The following is an 18,459-nucleotide window of genomic DNA, read 5'->3' as shown; positions in this document are numbered from 1 at the left end:
ACGGCAAAAAGAGCTGAATTCGGGTGAACCGGTTCAGCTCTTTTTTTATTCGATTCTCTTTAGCCAGCAGGGATGTTAAAAGCCGAGCGGCTGAATCGCCTGGATGTCTTCGGACTTGATTTGAACGGGCTGGGAGCTGGCGGTGGTTCTCAGCTGGACCATTCCGTCTGTTTCGCCCAGGATGATTCCCCGGTATGTCTGGTCCGGAAGTTCGACTTGGCAAAGGGTTCTTGGGATATTGGCCGGCAAATTGGCGAAGAATGCGATTTTTTCTGCGACGCTCATCTGATTGAGTGTTTTCCTTGTTTTGCGTTCGTACACCGGCTTGCTGCTTACTGTTTTCCCCTCATCGGGTGCCTTTTCTATTTTGACCTCTTCCGGTGCCTTTTCTATTTTGGCCTCTTCCGGCGGCCTTTCCGAATGAACAGGGGAGACCGGCACGGCTTCTTCCAGCTTCAGCACTTCTTCAGCCGTCTCATTCAATGCCAAATTCTCCTCAGGAACGGCTTGAGGTGTATCCAGGGCGGCTTCGGCTGGCGGTGCTGCAGCCTGCTCGGTTTCAGGAGCTTTTTTTTCCGTCTTTGGATGGATTGGCTTTTTTCTCACTGCTACCTGCTGCATGTTAGCTTCTGCCCGAATTGTTTCGGGCTGAACAATATACATGAGCGGCTGCTGCCGCTTTTCATTTTTATTGCTCAACATATCCCACCTCCGGGTCATAAACGATTCAAGACAGTTTATTCGCCTTGGGACGGTTTCATGCTAAGAGAAGACGACCGTTTTGTTTCCGTCTACCAGAACCCGGTCTTCAAGATGCCATTTAACGGCACGGGCAAGGACACTTCGTTCAATGGAACGGCCGATTCTCTTTAATTCATCCACATGATCGTGATGCGAGACCCGTTCAATATCCTGCTCGATGATCGGCCCTTCATCAAGCTCATTCGTTACATAATGGGAGGTTGCGCCTATTAGCTTGACCCCGCGCTGGTGGGCCCGTTCATACGGTCTTGCCCCGATGAAGGCAGGAAGGAAGGAATGGTGGATATTAATGATCCTGTTCGGATTTGCAGCCACAAATTCCTCCGTCAGGATTTGCATGTAGCGCGCCAGGATAATGAGTTCAATGCTATATTCATTCAGAAGGTGCAATTGCCTTGCTTCCGCTTCCTGTCTGATCTCTTTTGCGGCAGGGATGTGATAAAACGGAATTCCAAGCGATTCCACGATGTCGCGGCAGTCCTCATGATTGCTTAAAACAAGGCAGATATCCGCCATAATATCCCCGCTTTGCCATGCCCATAAAAGTTCGAGCAGACAGTGCGGCTCCTTTGATACAAAAATCGCGGTCTTGGTGAGTTCCGCTACCCGCACAATTTTCCACTCCATATTGTATTCGGAACCAATTGGTTTGAAGGCATCGCGTATGGAAGGGAGTTTTCCGTTTAAATCCGGGCATTCAAACTCGATCCGCAGGAAAAAGGTGCCGCTTTCCGGGTCAGAAGAGTACTGGCTGGACTCGATGATATTTGCTTTATGCTGAAATAAAAATTTGGAAACGGCCGCGACAATTCCCGGGCGGTCTGCACATTTCAGCACAATCCGTCCCCTGTTCTCATATTTATTCCGGAATTTTTTTAATTGCTCTTTATTCAATGGCTTCATCTCTTTTTCCCAAGCCTCCTATGAACGTTGAATTGTTCCTAATTATAATCAAATTTCTTATTAGAAAAAAGGGAAGCGAACTTGACTGCCAATAAATAGTAAAGTACACTTAACGTACAGTAAACTTTACATACAGACTGAAGGAGGCCAATATTGAGGTCACTCATTCGTGAAAAAAGGACAGAAAGCCAGATAACGCAGGAAGAACTGTCCCAAGTGTTAGATGTATCGAGGCAAACGGTTATCTCATTGGAAAAGGGCAAATATAAGCCCTCTCTTGTTTTAGCCCACAAGCTTGCCCAGGTATTTAAATGCAGCATTGAAGACTTATTTATTTTTGAGGGAGATGAGAATATTGACTGGAACGCTGATCAATAATTGGATTGCTTTATCCGGGCTGATAGCGGGCGTCATCTTTGCTGGAACAGCTATTGTTTTCGGCAAACGGTTCAGCAAAAAGAAGCGCGGATTAGATGAACGCTATCATTATCTGATGTCCAACGCGAAAGCAATTTCCTGGAATATAACCTTTGCAGTAATCTTAATTGCCTGGGCTTTAGTCATTCTATTCGAAGGAATCTCGCTTTCATTCTTTATTTTAAGCGGAGTTTATGTCCTTCATTGTTTGTCGCTAATTGTGTCAGCCGCTTATTTTTCGAGGCAAGCCGGATGACCAATCAGACAAAAGCCGGACTGCTGGCATCGCTTATTGCTATGATTGGATTTCCGCTTCTGTTTCTTTCTCTTTCGCTCGCTTCCGGAGAATGGGAATACTTTCTTTTCTCCCTTTTCCCTTCTTTTTTTGCCGGATTTACAGGACTTTTGTTCACCTTTCAGCAAATCAGAAAAGATAAAAAGGCTGAATGAAGGGGCTGGCCAAAAAGGCTTCTAAAATGCCCGGCTAGCCGTTTAGCAAGAGCTGCTCACCCATTTTTTACAAAAACCCCCAGGATGCTTTACATCAACAAAGCATCCCGGGGGTTTTATGTTCAACTATTTTCTCTGGGCAGGACTTATTAGACCGTCCCTTTTTTGCGGCGTTTATCCGCCGATAATATGATAGCCTGAATCTACATGCAGGTTTTCACCAGTCATGCCGCGGGATAGGTCACTGAAAAGAAAGAGAGCCGTATCTCCTACTTCTTCTGGAGTTGTCGTGCGGCGAAGCGGTGCTTTTTCTTCAATTTCCTTCAGAATGGAATTGAAGTCGCTGATTCCTTTTGCAGAAAGAGTACGAATCGGACCTGCCGAAATGGAATTAACGCGGATTTTTTCTTTCCCTAAGTCTTCTGCCAAATATTTCACGCTGGCATCAAGAGAAGCTTTCGCCACGCCCATTACGTTGTAGTTTTTCACAACGCGCTCTCCTCCAAGATACGTAAGAGTGACGATGCTGCCGCCTTCTGTCATCAGCCCTTTTGCCTCTTTAGCAACGGCTGTCAGAGAATAGGAGCTGATGTTGTGGGCGAGCAGGAATCCTTCACGCGTGGTATCCATATAATCGCCGGCCAGGTCTTCTTTATTGGCGAAAGCGATGCAGTGGGCTACTCCGTGGAGGACACTGACTTCTGCTTTAATATCGGCAAAGCATTGTTTAATTTCTTCATCGTTCGTGATGTCACATGGAAAAAATAAAGAATCACTGCGATCCAATGTATCGGCAAGGTCTTTTACCGGTTTTTCAAAGCGGTCTCCTGCATATGTAAAAATAATTCTTGCGCCTGCATTATGAAGAGAACGCGCAATTCCCCAGGCAATGCTGCGCTTGTTTGCGACTCCCATTACCACAATATTGCGGCCTTCTAAAGAAACGTTCATCGGGCGTGCCTCCTGTTTTATACAAGTTATTAGTACCTGGTTCCAATTATAGCATCTCTCCTTCAAAAAAGACAGGCACCAATGGCACCTGTCCGAAAACTAATTCTGCAGTTCTCTGCGCAGTTCGGCTACATATTCAGAGGAACCTGTCACAAGAAGCCGGTCCCCTTCCTGAAGGTTCGTATCCCCGTGAGGAACGATCGAGTCTTTCCCCCTGAAAATCCGGACAAAGATAATGTCTCCCGTGAATGGAAAACTGCGCACAGTCACCCCTGCATATTTGGAATTGTTCATTTTAATCTGATAAAGACCTGTTTCTTTATTCGTTAAGATCCGGACGATATCAGGCGATTCGATTAAAGCCTGGAGCAATACTTTTGTAGAGAGAAGGACAGAGAATAACTCAACGCCATGGTCCTTCAATTTTTCTCCAAGCTCTGAGGATGAGATACTGGCAATGACACGGGGCACCTTTTTCTCTTTGGCAAACATCGCAATATCTGCGTTCGTTTGCTCATCCCCCGTTGCTACGACTAGTATATCCGCATCAAAGACATGGCTCTTCTGCAGACTTTCCATCGAATAATCTTCCAGTTCCTTGATTTCAAAAAGGGATTCGGCAATCTGGTCATCCATTTTATCCTGGAACGTGTGAAAAACAACGGTCTGATAATAATCAGGATTGAGTTCTCTCGTAACCGGCAGTGTCATTTGATTGGCCCCGATCAGAGCCACTTTCAGCTTCTGGTCTTCATGCTTCTGCTTCGGAAAGAGCTTCTTGAACCCGATGGGAGAGATAATACTTGAAAGAACTGCCGTCACAATGAGCGCTCCTGACATCTGTGCATCAATGACATTTGCTTTCTGTCCGATGGTTGTCGCTGCAATAACAAGGGACAGGGTCGCCGTTAAAAGGAAACCGGCTGACAAGGTTGTCCGCATATCGTACCATTTCCGCAAATAAAGAATCGGCAGCAGCTTAGACAGAAATAAGGCGACCAGTAATAGTGGAATCAATACCAGGATTTTCGGATCTTCAAACAGCTTCCATAAATCAAGATCCACACCGATCATCACGAAGAAGATCGGAATGAGGAATCCATAGCCGAAGGAATCAAGCTTCTGAACCATTTCTTTATTCGGGGACAGAAGGGAAACGAGCACCCCGGCCAAAAAGGCCCCCAAGATATTTTCGGCTCCGATGGTTTCTGAAATCCCAACTAAAATGATGATCAGGGCGAATACGGCCCTTGTTCCAATCTGGATTGTCCCCTGGGACATGGATTCCACGAATGAACGGTTTTTGAACCGGTTCCCGACAAAATATAAAACAATTCCGGCTGCAAATAGGATCAGCAGCAGCCAGATGCTTCCCCCTCCATCTCCATAGATAGAAGCAAAAACGGCAAGGAGGATCATCGTCACCAAATCTGCGATCACGGCGACGAGAAGGATGATCTGGCCGATGTTGCTTTTCATGATATTGGCTTCCTTCAAGGTCGGAACCACCACACCAAGCGAGATGGTGGAAATAATTAAGGTCATGAGGAAAGCATTTTTAATAAAGCCTGTCCATACGAAAAGGAGCGAAAGCAAAATCGAAAGGACAAAAATTCCGGCAAAAACCACTCCGGATGCAAGAAAGGTATTTGGAACAGGCTTCCCATTCGGCAGCTTTTCCTTTCTTTTTCCTCCTGTAAAAGCGCTGAAATCAATTTCCAGCCCGCTCAAAAACATAAGGAAAATAAAGCCGAGTGTTGAAAGTGTCTGAAGCCATGTGTCCTGATCGACGATATCAAACCCGCTTTTCCCGATGACGAGCCCCATTAAAATTTCGGCTACAACAACCGGCATAAAATTCAGCCTGAGCCGGTGCATCAGAATCGGGGTCAGAAACGCGACGAGAACGACAATGACCAATGATGTTACGGAAGCACCGTGTTCCATACAGTTCCCTCCTGTCTATGAATGAAGATTTTGGATAAATAGGGTAGCCAGTCCAAGATAAATTAAAATACTGATAATATCGTTAATCGTTGTAATAAACGGCCCGGATGCTACAGCCGGGTCAATTTTAAAGCGGTGCATAATGATTGGAACCATCGCCCCGGCTACTGCAGCGACAATGAGCGAACAGAGGATCGCCGCGCCAACAAGCATGCCGAGCAGCAAATCACCTTTCCACATAAAGACAACTCCTGTAACCAGTACACCGCATACCGCACCGGCAATCAGCCCCGTTCCTGCTTCTCTGGCAAGAATTTTAAATGACGTTTCTTTTTCAATTTCTCCAAGCGCAATTCTTCTGATCGCGACCGCGAGCGCCTGAGTTCCTGTATTTCCGGCCATTCCGGCAATAAGCGGAATAAAGACAGAAAGAATGGCGACCTGATCGAGCGTTTTTTCAAAACGGCCGATCATGCTTGCCGTCAGCATTCCGAGAAACAGCAGAATGATGAGCCACGGAAGCCTCTTTTTGGCTGCTGAAAACGGCCCTTTATCAATTGAGTCCACATCCGTTACCCCTGCAAGCTTGGAATAATCATCTGAGGCTTCTTCATCAATCACGTCCACGATATCATCGATCGTGATAATTCCAAGCAGCCGGTCATTGATATCCACTACGGGCAGTGCAAGGAAATTATAGTCCCTGATTTTCCTTGCAGCCTCCTCCTGGTCGACAGAGACCAGAACCGAATAGACCCTTTCATTCATGATTTCAGCAATCATCGTATCATCATCTGAAATAATAAGGTCCCTTAACGAAATAACCCCGACAAGACGCCTGTCTTCGTCAACAACAAATGTATAATAGATGGTTTCTGCATTCGGAGCTTCCGTTTTTAAAATCTGCATCGCGGACCGGACCGTTTGATGGGCATGTATGGCGACAAACTCGGTCGTCATGATGCTTCCCGCTGTAAATTCTTTATAATGGAGAAGCTCGCGGATTTCCTTGGCAGCCTTTTCCTCCATCAAGGTCAGATACCCGGCTACCTGCCCCTGATCAAGCTCATTCAGAACGTCGACTGCGTCATCCGCATACATTTGCGCAAGCATTTGAGCGGCATAAATCGAATCCATTTCAGACAGGTAGATTTCTACCTCTTCTTCATCTGCATCAATATTTTCAAATATCGCGGCCATTTCTTCCGGTGAAAGAAAGCGGTAGAGGAGTCCCCGGTCTTCAGGTTCAAGCTTCACAAACCATCTTCCCTGATCATAGGAATGACGGTCAAAAAACAGCTCCCTGAACGCATCCATCCGCTCTTCCCTGAGTTCAGCCAGCAAAAGCTCCTCTTCAAGCTCATCCATTTTTTGTATTTCCGCCACAGACATCCCCTCCCTTATTTATAGCTGTACGCCTGAAAAAAGCATAATAACATAGTGATTAGAATAACGCATTCCCTTTTTTTCTTCCACCCTTAACCCTTGCTGCCCTGTACCTGGCTGCCCGATTTGAAATCCGGGTGGATCTTTGGGTATAGTTTGTGATAACAGCAGGAAAATAACCCGAACGACGCGGATTTGGGAGTGAAGAAAATGAAAGTCGATATCATTGGAGATGTGCACGGATGCTTTCAGGAATTGAATGATCTTCTTGAAAAATTAGGCTATCAGGAACAAAACGGTGTGCCGGTTCATCCGGAAGGCCGGAAGCTGTCCTTTGCAGGAGATTTGACGGACCGGGGACCCGCTTCTTTGCAAGTCATTGAAAAAACGGCGGCAATCGTTAAATCCGAACATGGTTTCTACTCCCCTGGAAATCACTGTGACAAGCTTTACCGCTATTTCAAAGGAAACAAGGTCCAAATCAAACACGGTCTTGAGACAACGGTGGCCGAACTGGAAAGGCTGAGTGAGCGGGAACGAAACAAAATCCGGGATACGTTTATGAACCTGTTCGAACAAGCACCAATTTATCAGGTACTGGATAATGGAAAGCTGATTGTAGCCCATGCCGGAATTCAGGAAAAAGACATTGGAAGATACACGAATCGGATCAGGGAATTTGTTTTGTACGGGGATGTCACCGGGAGACTGATGGAAAACGGACTGCCGGAGCGCGGTGACTGGGCTCTTCAATACAAAGGGGATCCTCTCATCGTATACGGCCATACACCTGTAAAAAAACCGAGACAGATGAACCGAACAATTAATATTGATACAGGGGCTGTATTCGGCGGACATCTGACTGCACTCAGATACCCGGAGGAAGAAATCGTTTCGGTCCCTTCTTCTATGCCGTTTGACGAATCCCGTTTCAGGGAATTCCCGGAAATTTAGATTGTCAAAATATGAAAATTAACGTAAAATCTTGAAGATCACTGCACGATTAAAAGGGGGATCTTTATGGAACGAAAAGGGGCAAAAGCCTATGACGAAGATGCCTTTTTCACTCAGTTTATGAACAGGAGATACCGGGCGGATAGTCCGAACCTCCGTATAGAAACACCCGCCATGCTGGAGCTGATCGGCAGCCCTGAAGGCAAGTCAGTTCTGGATCTGGGATGCGGAGATGCCTCCCTCGGATTGGCCCTGCTTGAAAAAGGATGTTCGTCCTATCTTGGAATTGAAGGCTCAAACAATATGTTTGAGGAAGCGATCCGGGTGCTCGAAGACACCGAAGGAAAAATGGAGTTATGCCAAATGGAGGAGTACTCCTATCCTGCAGAGGTATTTGATCTGGTCGTTTCCCAGCTCGCGATTCACTATATCGAAAACATGGACTCTTTGTTCCACTCCATTATCCATACGTTAAAACCGGGCGGACGGTTTGTATTCAGTCTTCAGCATCCCCTTCTCACCTCGTCCGGCAAAAGTGCAAAATCAGGAGAAAAAAGAAGCGACTGGATTGTAGATGATTATTTTCACACGGGTAAACGGGTCGAGGACTGGATGGGGGAGCAAGTCGTCAAATATCACCGGACGGCAGGAGATTATTTTTCCGCTCTGACAGAAGCCGGGTTTATCATTGACAAAATGATGGAACCGAAGCCCGACCCTGCTCTGTTTTCCGATCCCGAGGAATACAGACGCCGGATGAGAATCCCGCTGTTTCTTTTGTTCTCCTGTACAAAAGAATAGCCAGAGAAATGATCAAGCAGGCTGGGTGAAAAGCAAAGCCGCCCGCCATTTTATGTCCAGTCTGTGCATGCATGAGAAGGGAGATGATGAAGGTTTGTCCACTCTTAAGCGGGAAGCTTCTGAAGGGCATGGGATCGAGGATTCATTAAAAGGAAAAAAGAACGGCCGGCGCAAACGATTTGATGGACTGGCCCTTTTCTTTCTAATCGTCATTTTCATAATATTCATTTTAGGCATAACGTTTCCTTCGCCCGTTTATTATCCTTTATTAAATCTCGTTTCAGTTTGTATCTTGACCCTAAACGTCTTTTCCAGAATGAAAACCAGCAAAAAATGGGCTGCAGGATACGCTGCGGCGGCTGCATTTATTTTCTTCATTGTTCTTTATCAGTTTCTGCATTTATAGACGCGGTTTACACGGCTCCCAGTCCGAAAAAAACAAAGGAAATACAACAACCCCCGGCTTAAGGACCGGGGGTTTCAGCGCTTATTTTTCTGCCAGCCAAAATTCCTTCATATCGTCCGGCAGCCCGGTCTCAAATTTCAATTCCTTCTGAAGAAACGGATGCCAAAATGTCAGTTCTGTACTATGCAGAGCCTGTCTTTTCATCCGGTCATCCAGCCCGCCATACAGCGTATCTCCGGCCAGCGGATGTCCGATGCTGCTCATATGCACACGGATCTGATGGGTTCTTCCTGTTTCAAGCTTCAGCGAAAGCAGGCTGAAGCTTTCTTTTCTTCCTAAAGTCTTATAGGCGGTTACCGCATGCTGGCCATCTTCCCGCACTTCCCTTTCAATGATGCTGCCTGGTTTGCGGCCAATCGGTTTATTAATCATTCCTTCATCTGATTCCACCCGTCCATGCACAATGGCTGTGTATGCGCGGTGGATGCCGATTTCCTTTTGCTGCATAGAAAAAAGGGAGTGGCTGTAGCGGTGCTTTGCTGCAAGCATTAGTCCAGACGTATCCTTATCGAGCCGGTTGACAATATGGATGGTCGAAGACAGCTGCTGTTTTTGCAGATGGTACAGCAGCCCATTTGCAACGGTCTGATCCGGATGCAGGCGGGACGGAATCGTCGGCATGCCGGCCCGTTTATTTAAAACAATGCAATGATCATCTTCGTAAACGATGGACAGCGGGATCTCCTGAGGAATCAGTCCTTCACTCGGCTTTTCCTCCGGGAACATAACAGCAACCCGGTCGCCTTCCGCAAGCCTTCGCCTCACTGTTTCCTTCTGCCCGTTCACCTGAATATCCCCGCCGCTGAATTTAATATCCGTCAGCGCCCTCTTCGTGAGCTGCTTCCCCTTTAAAAACTCTTTCACCATCATACCGCTCTCTTCTTTTGACACGCACCATTCCAGGCGGAACTGCTTACTGTCCAATAAAGGAATCCTTCACGCGCTTCCAGAACGGGAACGGACGGAATCGCGCAAACCGCACGTTTTCTTTTGCTACACGGCATTGAATGGATTTAACGTCCTTGTGCAGAAGAGTCAAATGGTCAATCGTAATCTGAAAATCTACATCATTGACCGGCTTCAGCATGCATGTATGGTGGTCCGGCAGGATGAGGGGAGATCCGACTGTACGGAACACACGGTTATTTATGGAGGCCATTTCGGCAAGCTGGATCGCCCGGATGGATGGATGCAGAATAGCACCGCCCAGGGCTTTATTATACGCTGTGCTTCCTGATGGAGTGGATATGCATAACCCGTCTCCCCGGAAGGTTTCAAACTTTTGGCCTTTAATTTCTACATCCATGACGAGAGAATTCTCAATGGCTTTTACTGTGCATTCATTCAGAGCGAGGTAACGCGCTTCTTTTCCGCCGTCGTTGTGGCGGATAATCACTTCGAGAATCGGATATTCCACAATCTGATGGGGAGTCTTTGCGATCGCAATGACCAGTTTTTCGATTTCGTCCGGCACCCAGTCTGCATAAAAGCCGAGATGTCCTGTATGAACCCCAATAAATGCGGTCTTATCCAAACGGCTGCGATACCGGTGAAAGGCATACAGAAGGGTGCCGTCGCCGCCTACGGAGATCACAATGTCGGGTCTGTCTTCATCGTACTCAAGCTCAAAATCGCTCAAATAAGACCTCATTTTCTGCATCAGCGTATTCGATTTGTTATCGCCTTTAGACGTAATTGCAAATCTCATATTCCAGGCCCCTTTTCAATAATTTTGGAATCGCTCCTAGTCCGTCTCGTTCGTTTCCGTTTTTCTGGAGAAAATAGCATGGGCTTCTTGAATTTCCCCTTTGATCAGCGACATCTCTTCATCCAGCCTGTATGCGGCTTCCGCTGCCCGCTTCAGACGGATCCGAATCGCATCAGGGAAATTTCCTTTGTATTTGTAATTGAGGGAATGCTCAACCGTTGCCCAAAAATTCATGGCCAGAGTGCGTATCTGAATTTCAACCAGAATCTTTTTTTCCCCGCTGATCGTCTGGACCGGGTAGTGCGCCACTACATGATAAGAACGGTAACCGCTCTCTTTCTTGTGTGAAATATAATCCCGCTCCTCGACAATCTCTAAATCTTTTCTTTTTCTCAGCATGTTCACGACGACGCGGATATCATCTGTAAACTGGCACATCATTCTCAGGCCGGCAATATCCTGCATATCACTGTCCAGCTTATCCAAATCAATGTTTTTCCGCTTTGCTTTATCTAAAATACTTGCAATCGGCTTCACTCTGCCTGTCACAAATTCAATAGGAGAGTGCGAGCGGTCAAGTTCATATTCAGCTCTTGATCCTTTCAGCTTAACCTTCAGCTCGTCGACCGCCTGCTGATAGGGAGCCAAAAACCGCTTCCATTCTTTTTCATCCATCTACCATCGCCCCCAGCATGAAATGTTCTCATTTTTTCTTACGCTAAGGAAGCAAACACTTCAGACACTTTTCCTTCCATTTCATCCCCGTAATTTGCATTTCCTGCTATGTTTTGAACGAGTTCCTCAAGTTCTGCGCAAAAATGCTCAAGCTCTATGTCTGTTTCATTAATACGGGCCCATACTGATGCGGATTCTTTTCTTGCTTTCTCAAGGTGCGGCCAATAGGCAGCCGGAATGCTTAAGTATGTAAAATGTTCAGGATTTTCCAATATGTATATAAAGGCGATGCGGTCTGAATCCGCCAATATTTGCCCTTTTGCTTCAAGCTGCTGTGCCTCGCCATCGTATGCATCCGCTATAAGCATCAATTTTTCGCTCTCTGACGACACTTCTTTTACTTCTATTCTCTTATTCATTATCCAAACTCCTTCCAATCCAAAACTACACATCCATTTTACCATAATGTCGCCTTTCATAAAAAAAGAACCTCTTGGATTATCCCGTTGCCCTCCCTCTTTGAAAAAGGGATAATAGAGGAAACAAGAATTATTGGAGGATCACCATGGCCCAGCATATTGAAATCGAGTTTAAAAACATGCTTACAGAAGATGAATTCCAGCGGCTATCCGCTGCTTTCGGATTTGAAGAAGAGGATTTTAAAGAGCAGGTCAATCATTATTTTGATACGAATGACTTTCAAATAAAGGCGAAGCAGGCTGCACTGCGAACCCGCTTTAAACATGGAGAGTGGGTGCTGACACTAAAAGAACCTGCCGAAACAGGTCTTCTTGAAACAGAGGAAATTCTTTCGCACGAAACGGCACGCCTCCTAATGGACAAGCAGCAATTTCCTGCAGGCATTGTATACAATCAGCTTTCGCAATTGGGGATAGATCCTCTTGCCGTCACCTATTTTGGATCGTTAACCACATGGCGGGCCGAAAAAAAATCAGAAAATGGCTTAATCGTTCTCGATCGGAGCCGATATTTAACAATAGAGGACTTCGAATTAGAATTTGAAGCTAATGAATTCGCCGCTGGAGAACTTTATTTCAGCCGCCTTCTCGACATGCATCAAATTCCCGTCCGCCCAACGAAAAATAAGGTCCGCCGTTTCTACGAACAAAAATATAAAGAATAGAGGAGTGAATTCCAAATGGATATTAAGCCGTTTCAGACAATGATGGAACTTCAGAATCTCCGCTCCCTTGATATGAATTCCAAAAATCAAACCGGTCAGCCGGCAAGCGAAATGTTCAGTGACTTGCTTGATACGATGCTTCAATTTTACACAGGCACTTCCAATGCTGCCGAGTATCCCTCGATCCGCAGCCGCCAAATGGCTTTCGGAGCCCAGCCCCTTCCTTCTTTGGACAGTATGAAAGCCACTGCGGTTAAGCTTCCGGCAGGTCCCGCTTCCATTGAAACCATTATTGAGGAAGCCGCTAAAAGTTATGGGGTGGACCCGAACCTGATCCGGTCTGTCATTAAGCAGGAATCCAATTTTAATCCGGAGGCCAAAAGCGGTGCAGGAGCAATGGGGCTGATGCAGCTGATGCCTGCTACAGCGAAAGGTCTCGGAGTCGAAAATCCATTTGATCCAAAAGAAAACGTGATGGGCGGAACAAAATACTTAAAACAAATGCTAACCAAGTATGACGGAGACGTAACGCTTGCCCTTGCAGCCTACAACGCAGGACCCGGAAACGTTGATAAATATGGCGGAATCCCGCCTTTTAAAGAGACCCGAAATTATGTCGAAAAAATATCTGCTTCCTATTTTGCGTAAGGTATTCAGTCCGTAAAGGGCTGTTTTTTTTGTGAGAAAACGGAAATTTTGCTAAAAGATAATGCGATTTGTTTGAGATATATGGTTCTCATTGTTAAAATAAGCTTATTACATGAGCCGGGGGTTCTTTCAACCCTTGGCGCCATGCGATTTTATGAATGTCTCACAAACGGTTATCACTCTATATAAAGAGAATTTTCGATAAAGGAGTTATCAACATGGCAGAATCTTTTGCAACTCCGTACGAAGCGATTGGAAAAGAGCTTCTTTCCCAGCTTGTTGATGCTTTTTATTCCAATGTAGGAAAACACCCCTTGCTGTCCCCCATCTTTCCGGATGAGCTAAGCGAGACGGCAAGAAAGCAAAAACAGTTTATGACGCAATACTTAGGCGGTCCCTCTCTATATACGGATGAACACGGCCATCCGATGCTCAGAGCGCGGCACCTGCCTTTTCCTATAACAGAAGACAGGGCTGAAGCCTGGCTCGAGTGCATGGACCAAGCAATGGATGAAGTTGGGTTAGAGGGAGATATTCGCAGTTTCTTTTTCGAGCGGCTCACATTAACAGCGCATCATATGGTGAATACTCCGGGAAATGCGCTTGACGAGAAAGGAGAATGGAATTAATGCCTCTTGGCGAGAAAAAGAATATCGGGCATTTTTTCTCCCATTGCCACGGCAATGCTAAAAAACCGCTTGAAATTTACCTGTTCGTAGACCCTCTTTGTCCCGAGTGCTGGGCTCTTGAGCCCGTCATCAAAAAATTGCTGATGAGATACGGCCGTTTTTTCACACTGAAGCATATCATCAGCGGAAACCTTGCTTCCCTTCATGCCATAACCAAGCAGCGGCCTGAAAATATTGCCGCCTCCTGGGATCAGACAGCCTGTCGTACAGGCATGTCCTGCGACGGATCCATATGGTTCGAAAACCCGATTTCTTCTCCTTATGCCTCATCCGTCGCCATCAAAGCGGCCGAGCTTCAGGGAAGAAAATCAGGTATCCGGTTCCTCCGCAAGCTCCAGGAAGTCCTTTTTACGGAGAAACAAGACGTATCGGATGAAAAAGTTCTGGTTGAGATCGCCGGGATTACCGGACTGGATCAGGATGAATTCATCAAAGATCTTCACTCCGATAGTGCAGTGAAGGCCCTGCAATGCGACATGAAAATCACAGCCGAAATGGAAGTCAGCGAAATGCCAACCATCGCCTTCTTCAATGAACGGGTCGAAGACGAAGGCTTAAAAATCGCCGGATACTATCCATATGAAATGTATGAGGAAGTGCTGTTCGAAATGCTCGGCGAAACACCGCCGCCATCTGAACCGCCTCCGCTCCCGGTGTTTCTTTCCTACTTCCGGTTTGTCGCTTCCAAAGAAATCGCTCTCGTCTACAACATGAGCATCGAAGAAGCCGAGCGCGAAATGAAAAAATACCAGCTGGCTCAGAAAGTGGAACGGGTGCCTGTCAAGCATGGAACGTTCTGGAGAGCTCTGGACTGAAAAACCGCCACGACCCAAACGGGTTTGGCGGTTTTTATTTTTCATCAAAAGAAGCTAAACGAGCATTCAATATAGTACCAATGCTTATTTATCTTTTCAGTCTTGTAAACCTCTGCTCTCAAGTCCTTCTTCGTGGGCGCACTCCCGTCCGGGGAATAAACATATCCTTCAAAACTCTCAAGAATCCCTGTGTATGTATAAAAAAGAAGCTTATCCCCTGCAGGACTGACCGGCTGCCCCAAAATGGTTTCCCGGTCGAGCGTATCAAGCATGACGTTCAAATCAAAAAATTTCGCCTCCTTCTCTTTTTTATTCTTATAATAGGATTCTACAGCCTTCATGCGCGCTTCATACCTCAGTGCAAATTCCGCTTTTTGCATATAAGGAAGGAGCGGATGAAAAATAATCATCGCAAGCAAAATCAAATTCAGCAAGATCGGCAAAAGACTCTTCACTTTGCTGCTTTTAAAATAAGTTTTGCAAAAACGGATAGAAAAGCCAAGCAAAACAAGGGCAAAGATAAAAACAAAAAAATTCACTGGATACCACATATAGAAATTAGATACCTGCGGAAAACTGATCTTAACCGCTTCAGCTGCCAGAATCAGCACGATGCTTGAAAGCAAAAAAACAGGCAAAAGTCTTTCGTTTTTAAATTTCATATCTCCCATCTCCTATTTTTAGTAAATTCATTATATCAGAGATTGATTGAAATCGCTTACTTTATAAATTAAATTAAAAAAGACCATGCCGGGATAAGCATGGTCTCTTCTTGTATGTCTTAACGACAACAAAGGGGATGGGAGAAATTTTTCACGGTCAAACAAAGGGGTAAATGTTTGTTATGTGATCAATTTCACACCCTGAGTATATCAGAATATGTCGAGTTTTGACAAGAGCTTAGTTCTAAATTCACAACATTGTCACATTCATATTTCACACTTGATTGGCATATACAAGGGGGACGGGGGTGTTGGGACATGAAACTGTACGTGAACATCGGAATGATCCTGCTATTCGGAGGAGCCTTTTTCCTTCAGCTGCTTGGCTTGATGAACTTAATTCCAATGATCGTATCCTCTATTATTCTTTTCGCTGTCATTGCAGCAGGCATTTTTTTGCTCACGCGAAAGAAAACATTCAAAGGATACTAGGCCACGTTCCCGCCCGCCCTAATCAGATGCTGTTTAGGGCGGGGGACGCTGCACTTTGTTTAGCTGGCACGTGAATCTTTCCTGTTAGACGCCGTTCTCCTGCTGAACGGCTTTTTCCCGCCACATCAACCTACTATCCTGCCATTCACGGCTGTTTTTCTGCCAAACCGCGTTTTCCTGCCGAATCAGGCCGTTATCCTGCCATTCCGGCCTCTAATCCTGCCGAGTCTAGACCTTATTCTGCCATTCACGCCCACTTTCCTGCCAAACCGCGTTATCCCGCCGAATCAGCCCGTTATCCTGCCGATCCACGCCATTATCCCGCCAGACCAAGCCACTATCCTGCCATTCACGGCTGTTTTCCTGCCAAACCGCGTTTTCCTGCCAAAACAGGCCGTTTTCCTGCCATTCCTGCCTCTAATCCTGCCGAGTCTAGACCTTATCCTGCCATTCACGCCCACTTTCCTGCCAAACCGCGTTTTCCTGCCGAATCAGCCCGTTATCCCGCCGACCCACACCATTATCCCGCCAGACCAACCTACTATCCTGCCATTCACGGCTGTTTTCCTGCCAAACCGCGTTTTCCCGCCGAATCAGCCCATTTTCCCGCCGAATCAGCCCGTTTTCCCGCCGACTCCCGCTTCCCTCCTTCCCGCCCAAAACCCCCACTCCAATCAAAAAAGGGGGAACGCTAATAATGCGTTCCCCCTGCAGATTCCCCTTATTCGTTCATTAATTTTTCAAGCTCGTTCAGCTTTTCTTCAAATACTTTGCATGCTTCTTCTACAGGCTGGGAAGATGTCATATCGACGCCTGCTTTTTTAAGCACTTCAATTGGATAGTCGGAGCTTCCGGCACTCAGGAATTCGATGTAGCGCTTTACAGCCGGCTCCCCCTCTTCAAGGATCTGCTTGCTTAATGCAGCCGCTGCACTGAATCCAGTTGCGTACTGATAAACATAATAGTTGTAATAGAAATGCGGAATTCGTGCCCATTCCAGCCCGATTTCTTCATCTACGACGATGTTTTCGCCGTAATACTTTTTATTCAGCTCATAGTACATATTTGTCAGCAGCTCAGGGGTTAACGGTTCACCTTCCTGCGAACGCTTATGGATGGCATGCTCGAATTCGGCAAACATCGTTTGGCGGAAAACGGTTCCCCGGAATCCATCCAGGTAATTGTTCAGCAAGTACATCCGTTTCTTCTTATCATCAATGGTTTTTAGAAGATAGTCGTTTAATAGCGCTTCATTTGTTGTAGATGCTACTTCCGCTACAAAAATGGAATAGTCGCCATATTGATACGGCTGATTTTTTCTCGTGTAATAGCTGTGAACTGAGTGTCCGAACTCATGGGCAAGGGTAAAGAGATTGTTCACATTATCCTGCCAGTTCATCAGGATATAAGGGTTGGTCCCGTATGTGCCGGAAGAATAGGCACCGCTGCGCTTTCCTTTGTTTTCATGAACATCAACCCAGCGATTTTCAAAGCCTTCGTTAAGGATATCCAGATATTCCTTCCCAAGCGGGGCAAGACCTTTTAGTAGGTAGTCCTTTGCCTCGCTATATGGGATTTCCATTTTTGTGTTCTGGACAAGCGGTGTGTACAGATCATACATATGAACTTCATCCAGATTGAGTGCTTTTTTGCGGAGCTCCACATAACGCTGCAGCAGATGAAGGTTCTTTTCAACCGTTGACACGAGGTTATCGTAGACTTCCTCCGGGATGTTGTTTCCGCTTAGAGCAGCCTGGCGTGCAGACTCATACTTTCTTGCCGTCGCGTAAAAATTATCCTTCTTTACAGCCCCGGACAAGGTGCTTGCCAGCGTATTTTTAAATTTGCCGTACGTATCATACACCGCCTTGAAGGCATCATGTCTGACGCGGCGGTCCTCGCTTTCCATAAACGTAATGAAACGGCCGTGCGTAATCTCCACATCTTCCCCGTTCTCATTTTTTATGGACGGAAACTCCATATCGGCATTATTCAGCTTGCCGAAAATATCGCTGGAAGCACGCAATGCTTCAGAAGCCTGAGCGAGCAGCGCTTCCTGCTCTGCCGAAAGAACGTGAGGGCGCTCCCGGTTGATTTCTTCGAGTGCGTGGCGGTAAACCTTTAAATCTTCACTTTGCTCGACATACTGCTTCAGCGTCTTCTCGTCCATTGCAAGGATTTCCGGAACCATATAGGAAGAGATGCTGGACGCTTCCGTATAAAGGCTTGCTGCCCTGTCATTTAAAGCCTGATAAAAGGAGTTTCCAGTGTCCTGGTCATATCTCATGTGTGCGTATGTATACAATCTGCCAAGACGCTCTGTTACGGAATCCTGATAGCTGAGGCCCTTAAATAGAGATTGGGCAGAGTCCGCAAGCTTGCCGTGGAAATCTGCAATTTTTGGAATGGCCTGCTTCAATTCTGAGAATTCTTTTTCCCATGCTTCATCATTTTCAAAAATGTCTTCCAGTCTCCATGTATCCTCTGCCGCGATTTCACTTCGAAGCGGCAGCTTTTTAACTGTCTGTTGTTCTGACATTGTCTTTCCCCCTTATCCAAATTGGATCCGGCTTATATAAGCCTCAAATT

Annotated in this window: 22 protein-coding genes; 11 read left to right on the top strand and 11 right to left on the bottom strand. The window is 46.2% G+C overall.

Features of this window, described 5'->3' with window-relative positions:
• Nucleotides 1-75 precede the first annotated feature (75 nt).
• Both CEF21_RS08700 and purU read right to left on the bottom strand, forming a co-directional pair.
• Complete coding sequence (locus CEF21_RS08700) at nt 76-702, bottom strand: CotO family spore coat protein (RefSeq protein ID WP_164462133.1); 627 nt, start codon at nt 700-702, stop codon at nt 76-78.
• Between the two features lie 60 nt (nt 703-762).
• Nucleotides 763-1,665 (bottom strand): formyltetrahydrofolate deformylase, encoded by a 903-nt coding sequence (purU, locus tag CEF21_RS08695; RefSeq protein ID WP_123915263.1) that lies wholly within the window; start codon nt 1,663-1,665, stop codon nt 763-765.
• A 153-nt stretch (nt 1,666-1,818) separates the two neighbouring features.
• On the opposite strand from purU, the gene CEF21_RS08690 reads away from it, so the two are divergent.
• Genes CEF21_RS08690 through CEF21_RS08680 form a run of 3 tightly spaced genes read left to right on the top strand, consistent with a single transcriptional unit; the run spans nt 1,819 to nt 2,532 of the window.
• Nucleotides 1,819-2,043, top strand: a complete 225-nt coding sequence (locus tag CEF21_RS08690; RefSeq protein ID WP_123915260.1) for a helix-turn-helix transcriptional regulator — start codon at nt 1,819-1,821, stop codon at nt 2,041-2,043.
• Entirely contained in the window at nt 2,021-2,338 is a 318-nt protein-coding gene (locus CEF21_RS08685; RefSeq protein WP_123915257.1) for a DUF2178 domain-containing protein, read from the top strand. Before CEF21_RS08690 ends, CEF21_RS08685 begins: the two co-directional genes overlap by 23 nt.
• A complete protein-coding gene (locus CEF21_RS08680; protein ID WP_123915255.1) occupies nt 2,335-2,532 on the top strand; it encodes a hypothetical protein in 198 nt (65 codons plus the stop codon). The genes CEF21_RS08685 and CEF21_RS08680 overlap by 4 nt, the downstream gene beginning before the upstream one ends.
• A 174-nt stretch (nt 2,533-2,706) precedes the next feature.
• Here the strand turns inward: CEF21_RS08680 and fabI are convergent, their stop codons facing one another.
• The 3 genes from fabI to mgtE all read right to left on the bottom strand — a co-directional run bounded on the left by fabI (nt 2,707) and on the right by mgtE (nt 6,822).
• Entirely contained in the window at nt 2,707-3,483 is a 777-nt protein-coding gene (gene fabI, locus CEF21_RS08675; protein ID WP_123915252.1) for an enoyl-ACP reductase FabI, read from the bottom strand.
• A gap of 99 nt (nt 3,484-3,582) precedes the next feature.
• Nucleotides 3,583-5,430: a monovalent cation:proton antiporter family protein gene (locus tag CEF21_RS08670; protein WP_123915249.1), complete on the bottom strand. Its 1,848-nt coding sequence runs from the start codon at nt 5,428-5,430 to the stop codon at nt 3,583-3,585.
• Nucleotides 5,431-5,445: 15 nt separating this feature from the next.
• A complete protein-coding gene (gene mgtE / locus CEF21_RS08665) occupies nt 5,446-6,822 on the bottom strand; it encodes a magnesium transporter (protein WP_123915246.1) in 1,377 nt (458 codons plus the stop codon).
• Between the two features lie 204 nt (nt 6,823-7,026).
• Between mgtE and prpE the strand changes: the two genes are divergently transcribed.
• The 3 genes from prpE to CEF21_RS08650 all read left to right on the top strand — a co-directional run bounded on the left by prpE (nt 7,027) and on the right by CEF21_RS08650 (nt 8,977).
• Nucleotides 7,027-7,770, top strand: a complete 744-nt coding sequence (gene prpE, locus CEF21_RS08660) for a bis(5'-nucleosyl)-tetraphosphatase PrpE (RefSeq protein ID WP_123915243.1) — start codon at nt 7,027-7,029, stop codon at nt 7,768-7,770.
• Between the two features lie 66 nt (nt 7,771-7,836).
• Nucleotides 7,837-8,571 (top strand): class I SAM-dependent methyltransferase, encoded by a 735-nt coding sequence (locus CEF21_RS08655; RefSeq protein ID WP_123915239.1) that lies wholly within the window; start codon nt 7,837-7,839, stop codon nt 8,569-8,571.
• 25 nt (nt 8,572-8,596) lie between these two features.
• Nucleotides 8,597-8,977, top strand: a complete 381-nt coding sequence (locus tag CEF21_RS08650; RefSeq protein ID WP_123915236.1) for a hypothetical protein — start codon at nt 8,597-8,599, stop codon at nt 8,975-8,977.
• An 81-nt stretch (nt 8,978-9,058) separates the two neighbouring features.
• On the opposite strand, the gene CEF21_RS08645 is transcribed toward CEF21_RS08650, so the two are convergent.
• From CEF21_RS08645 to CEF21_RS08630, 4 genes are read right to left on the bottom strand one after another with little or no spacing between them, the layout of a single operon-like run.
• Entirely contained in the window at nt 9,059-9,907 is an 849-nt protein-coding gene (locus CEF21_RS08645) for an RluA family pseudouridine synthase (protein ID WP_123920087.1), read from the bottom strand.
• A gap of 43 nt (nt 9,908-9,950) precedes the next feature.
• On the bottom strand, nt 9,951-10,745 hold the full coding sequence (locus tag CEF21_RS08640) for an NAD kinase (RefSeq protein ID WP_123915233.1): 795 nt from the start codon (nt 10,743-10,745) through the stop codon (nt 9,951-9,953).
• 36 nt (nt 10,746-10,781) lie between these two features.
• Nucleotides 10,782-11,420: a GTP diphosphokinase gene (yjbM, locus tag CEF21_RS08635; protein ID WP_123915230.1), complete on the bottom strand. Its 639-nt coding sequence runs from the start codon at nt 11,418-11,420 to the stop codon at nt 10,782-10,784.
• 38 nt (nt 11,421-11,458) lie between these two features.
• Nucleotides 11,459-11,839 carry a UPF0738 family protein gene (locus tag CEF21_RS08630; RefSeq protein WP_123915227.1) on the bottom strand — a complete coding sequence of 127 codons (381 nt, stop codon included), beginning with the start codon at nt 11,837-11,839 and terminating at the stop codon, nt 11,459-11,461.
• A gap of 146 nt (nt 11,840-11,985) precedes the next feature.
• On the opposite strand from CEF21_RS08630, the gene CEF21_RS08625 reads away from it, so the two are divergent.
• From CEF21_RS08625 to CEF21_RS08610, 4 genes are all read left to right on the top strand, one after another.
• The gene (locus tag CEF21_RS08625; protein ID WP_123915224.1) at nt 11,986-12,564 is read left to right on the top strand and encodes a CYTH domain-containing protein; all 579 of its coding nucleotides are present in this window, start codon (nt 11,986-11,988) and stop codon (nt 12,562-12,564) included.
• A gap of 15 nt (nt 12,565-12,579) precedes the next feature.
• Nucleotides 12,580-13,212: a lytic transglycosylase domain-containing protein gene (locus CEF21_RS08620; RefSeq protein WP_123915222.1), complete on the top strand. Its 633-nt coding sequence runs from the start codon at nt 12,580-12,582 to the stop codon at nt 13,210-13,212.
• Nucleotides 13,213-13,430: 218 nt separating this feature from the next.
• Nucleotides 13,431-13,841, top strand: a complete 411-nt coding sequence (locus CEF21_RS08615) for a globin domain-containing protein (RefSeq protein ID WP_123915219.1) — start codon at nt 13,431-13,433, stop codon at nt 13,839-13,841.
• Nucleotides 13,841-14,716 (top strand): ClpXP adapter SpxH family protein, encoded by an 876-nt coding sequence (locus CEF21_RS08610; protein ID WP_123920085.1) that lies wholly within the window; start codon nt 13,841-13,843, stop codon nt 14,714-14,716. Before CEF21_RS08615 ends, CEF21_RS08610 begins: the two co-directional genes overlap by 1 nt.
• Before the next feature lie 44 nt (nt 14,717-14,760).
• Here the strand turns inward: CEF21_RS08610 and CEF21_RS08605 are convergent, their stop codons facing one another.
• Nucleotides 14,761-15,378, bottom strand: coding sequence for a hypothetical protein (locus CEF21_RS08605; protein ID WP_123915216.1), 618 nt, complete (start codon nt 15,376-15,378; stop codon nt 14,761-14,763).
• 318 nt (nt 15,379-15,696) lie between these two features.
• Here CEF21_RS08605 and CEF21_RS21230 point away from each other — a divergent pair, with 318 nt between their 5' ends.
• The gene (locus tag CEF21_RS21230) at nt 15,697-15,870 is read left to right on the top strand and encodes a hypothetical protein (protein WP_164462132.1); all 174 of its coding nucleotides are present in this window, start codon (nt 15,697-15,699) and stop codon (nt 15,868-15,870) included.
• Nucleotides 15,871-16,591: 721 nt separating this feature from the next.
• Here CEF21_RS21230 and pepF read toward each other — a convergent pair.
• On the bottom strand, nt 16,592-18,409 hold the full coding sequence (gene pepF, locus CEF21_RS08600; RefSeq protein ID WP_123915213.1) for an oligoendopeptidase F: 1,818 nt from the start codon (nt 18,407-18,409) through the stop codon (nt 16,592-16,594).
• Nucleotides 18,410-18,459 lie beyond the last annotated feature (50 nt).

Source organism: Bacillus sp. FJAT-42376, from assembly GCF_003816055.1.
Lineage (GTDB): Bacteria > Bacillota > Bacilli > Bacillales > Bacillaceae > Metabacillus_B.
Note: the sequence above shows the minus strand (reverse complement) of the source record. Positions and strands in the feature narration are given on the sequence as shown.

Excerpts from the sequence above, each read along its gene's own strand:
- CEF21_RS08700 (WP_164462133.1), bottom strand. The coding sequence starts at position 702 with ATGTTGAGCAATAAAAATGAAAAGCGGCAGCAGCCGCTCATGTATATT.
- purU (WP_123915263.1), bottom strand. The coding sequence starts at position 1,665 with ATGAAGCCATTGAATAAAGAGCAATTAAAAAAATTCCGGAATAAATAT.
- CEF21_RS08680 (WP_123915255.1), top strand. The coding sequence starts at position 2,335 with ATGACCAATCAGACAAAAGCCGGACTGCTGGCATCGCTTATTGCTATG.
- fabI (WP_123915252.1), bottom strand. The coding sequence starts at position 3,483 with ATGAACGTTTCTTTAGAAGGCCGCAATATTGTGGTAATGGGAGTCGCA.
- CEF21_RS08670 (WP_123915249.1), bottom strand. The coding sequence starts at position 5,430 with ATGGAACACGGTGCTTCCGTAACATCATTGGTCATTGTCGTTCTCGTC.
- mgtE (WP_123915246.1), bottom strand. The coding sequence starts at position 6,822 with ATGTCTGTGGCGGAAATACAAAAAATGGATGAGCTTGAAGAGGAGCTT.
- prpE (WP_123915243.1), top strand. The coding sequence starts at position 7,027 with ATGAAAGTCGATATCATTGGAGATGTGCACGGATGCTTTCAGGAATTG.
- CEF21_RS08655 (WP_123915239.1), top strand. The coding sequence starts at position 7,837 with ATGGAACGAAAAGGGGCAAAAGCCTATGACGAAGATGCCTTTTTCACT.
- CEF21_RS08645 (WP_123920087.1), bottom strand. The coding sequence starts at position 9,907 with ATGATGGTGAAAGAGTTTTTAAAGGGGAAGCAGCTCACGAAGAGGGCG.
- CEF21_RS08640 (WP_123915233.1), bottom strand. The coding sequence starts at position 10,745 with ATGAGATTTGCAATTACGTCTAAAGGCGATAACAAATCGAATACGCTG.
- yjbM (WP_123915230.1), bottom strand. The coding sequence starts at position 11,420 with ATGGATGAAAAAGAATGGAAGCGGTTTTTGGCTCCCTATCAGCAGGCG.
- CEF21_RS08630 (WP_123915227.1), bottom strand. The coding sequence starts at position 11,839 with ATGAATAAGAGAATAGAAGTAAAAGAAGTGTCGTCAGAGAGCGAAAAA.
- CEF21_RS08625 (WP_123915224.1), top strand. The coding sequence starts at position 11,986 with ATGGCCCAGCATATTGAAATCGAGTTTAAAAACATGCTTACAGAAGAT.
- CEF21_RS08620 (WP_123915222.1), top strand. The coding sequence starts at position 12,580 with ATGGATATTAAGCCGTTTCAGACAATGATGGAACTTCAGAATCTCCGC.
- CEF21_RS08615 (WP_123915219.1), top strand. The coding sequence starts at position 13,431 with ATGGCAGAATCTTTTGCAACTCCGTACGAAGCGATTGGAAAAGAGCTT.
- CEF21_RS08610 (WP_123920085.1), top strand. The coding sequence starts at position 13,841 with ATGCCTCTTGGCGAGAAAAAGAATATCGGGCATTTTTTCTCCCATTGC.
- CEF21_RS08605 (WP_123915216.1), bottom strand. The coding sequence starts at position 15,378 with ATGAAATTTAAAAACGAAAGACTTTTGCCTGTTTTTTTGCTTTCAAGC.
- CEF21_RS21230 (WP_164462132.1), top strand. The coding sequence starts at position 15,697 with ATGAAACTGTACGTGAACATCGGAATGATCCTGCTATTCGGAGGAGCC.
- pepF (WP_123915213.1), bottom strand. The coding sequence starts at position 18,409 with ATGTCAGAACAACAGACAGTTAAAAAGCTGCCGCTTCGAAGTGAAATC.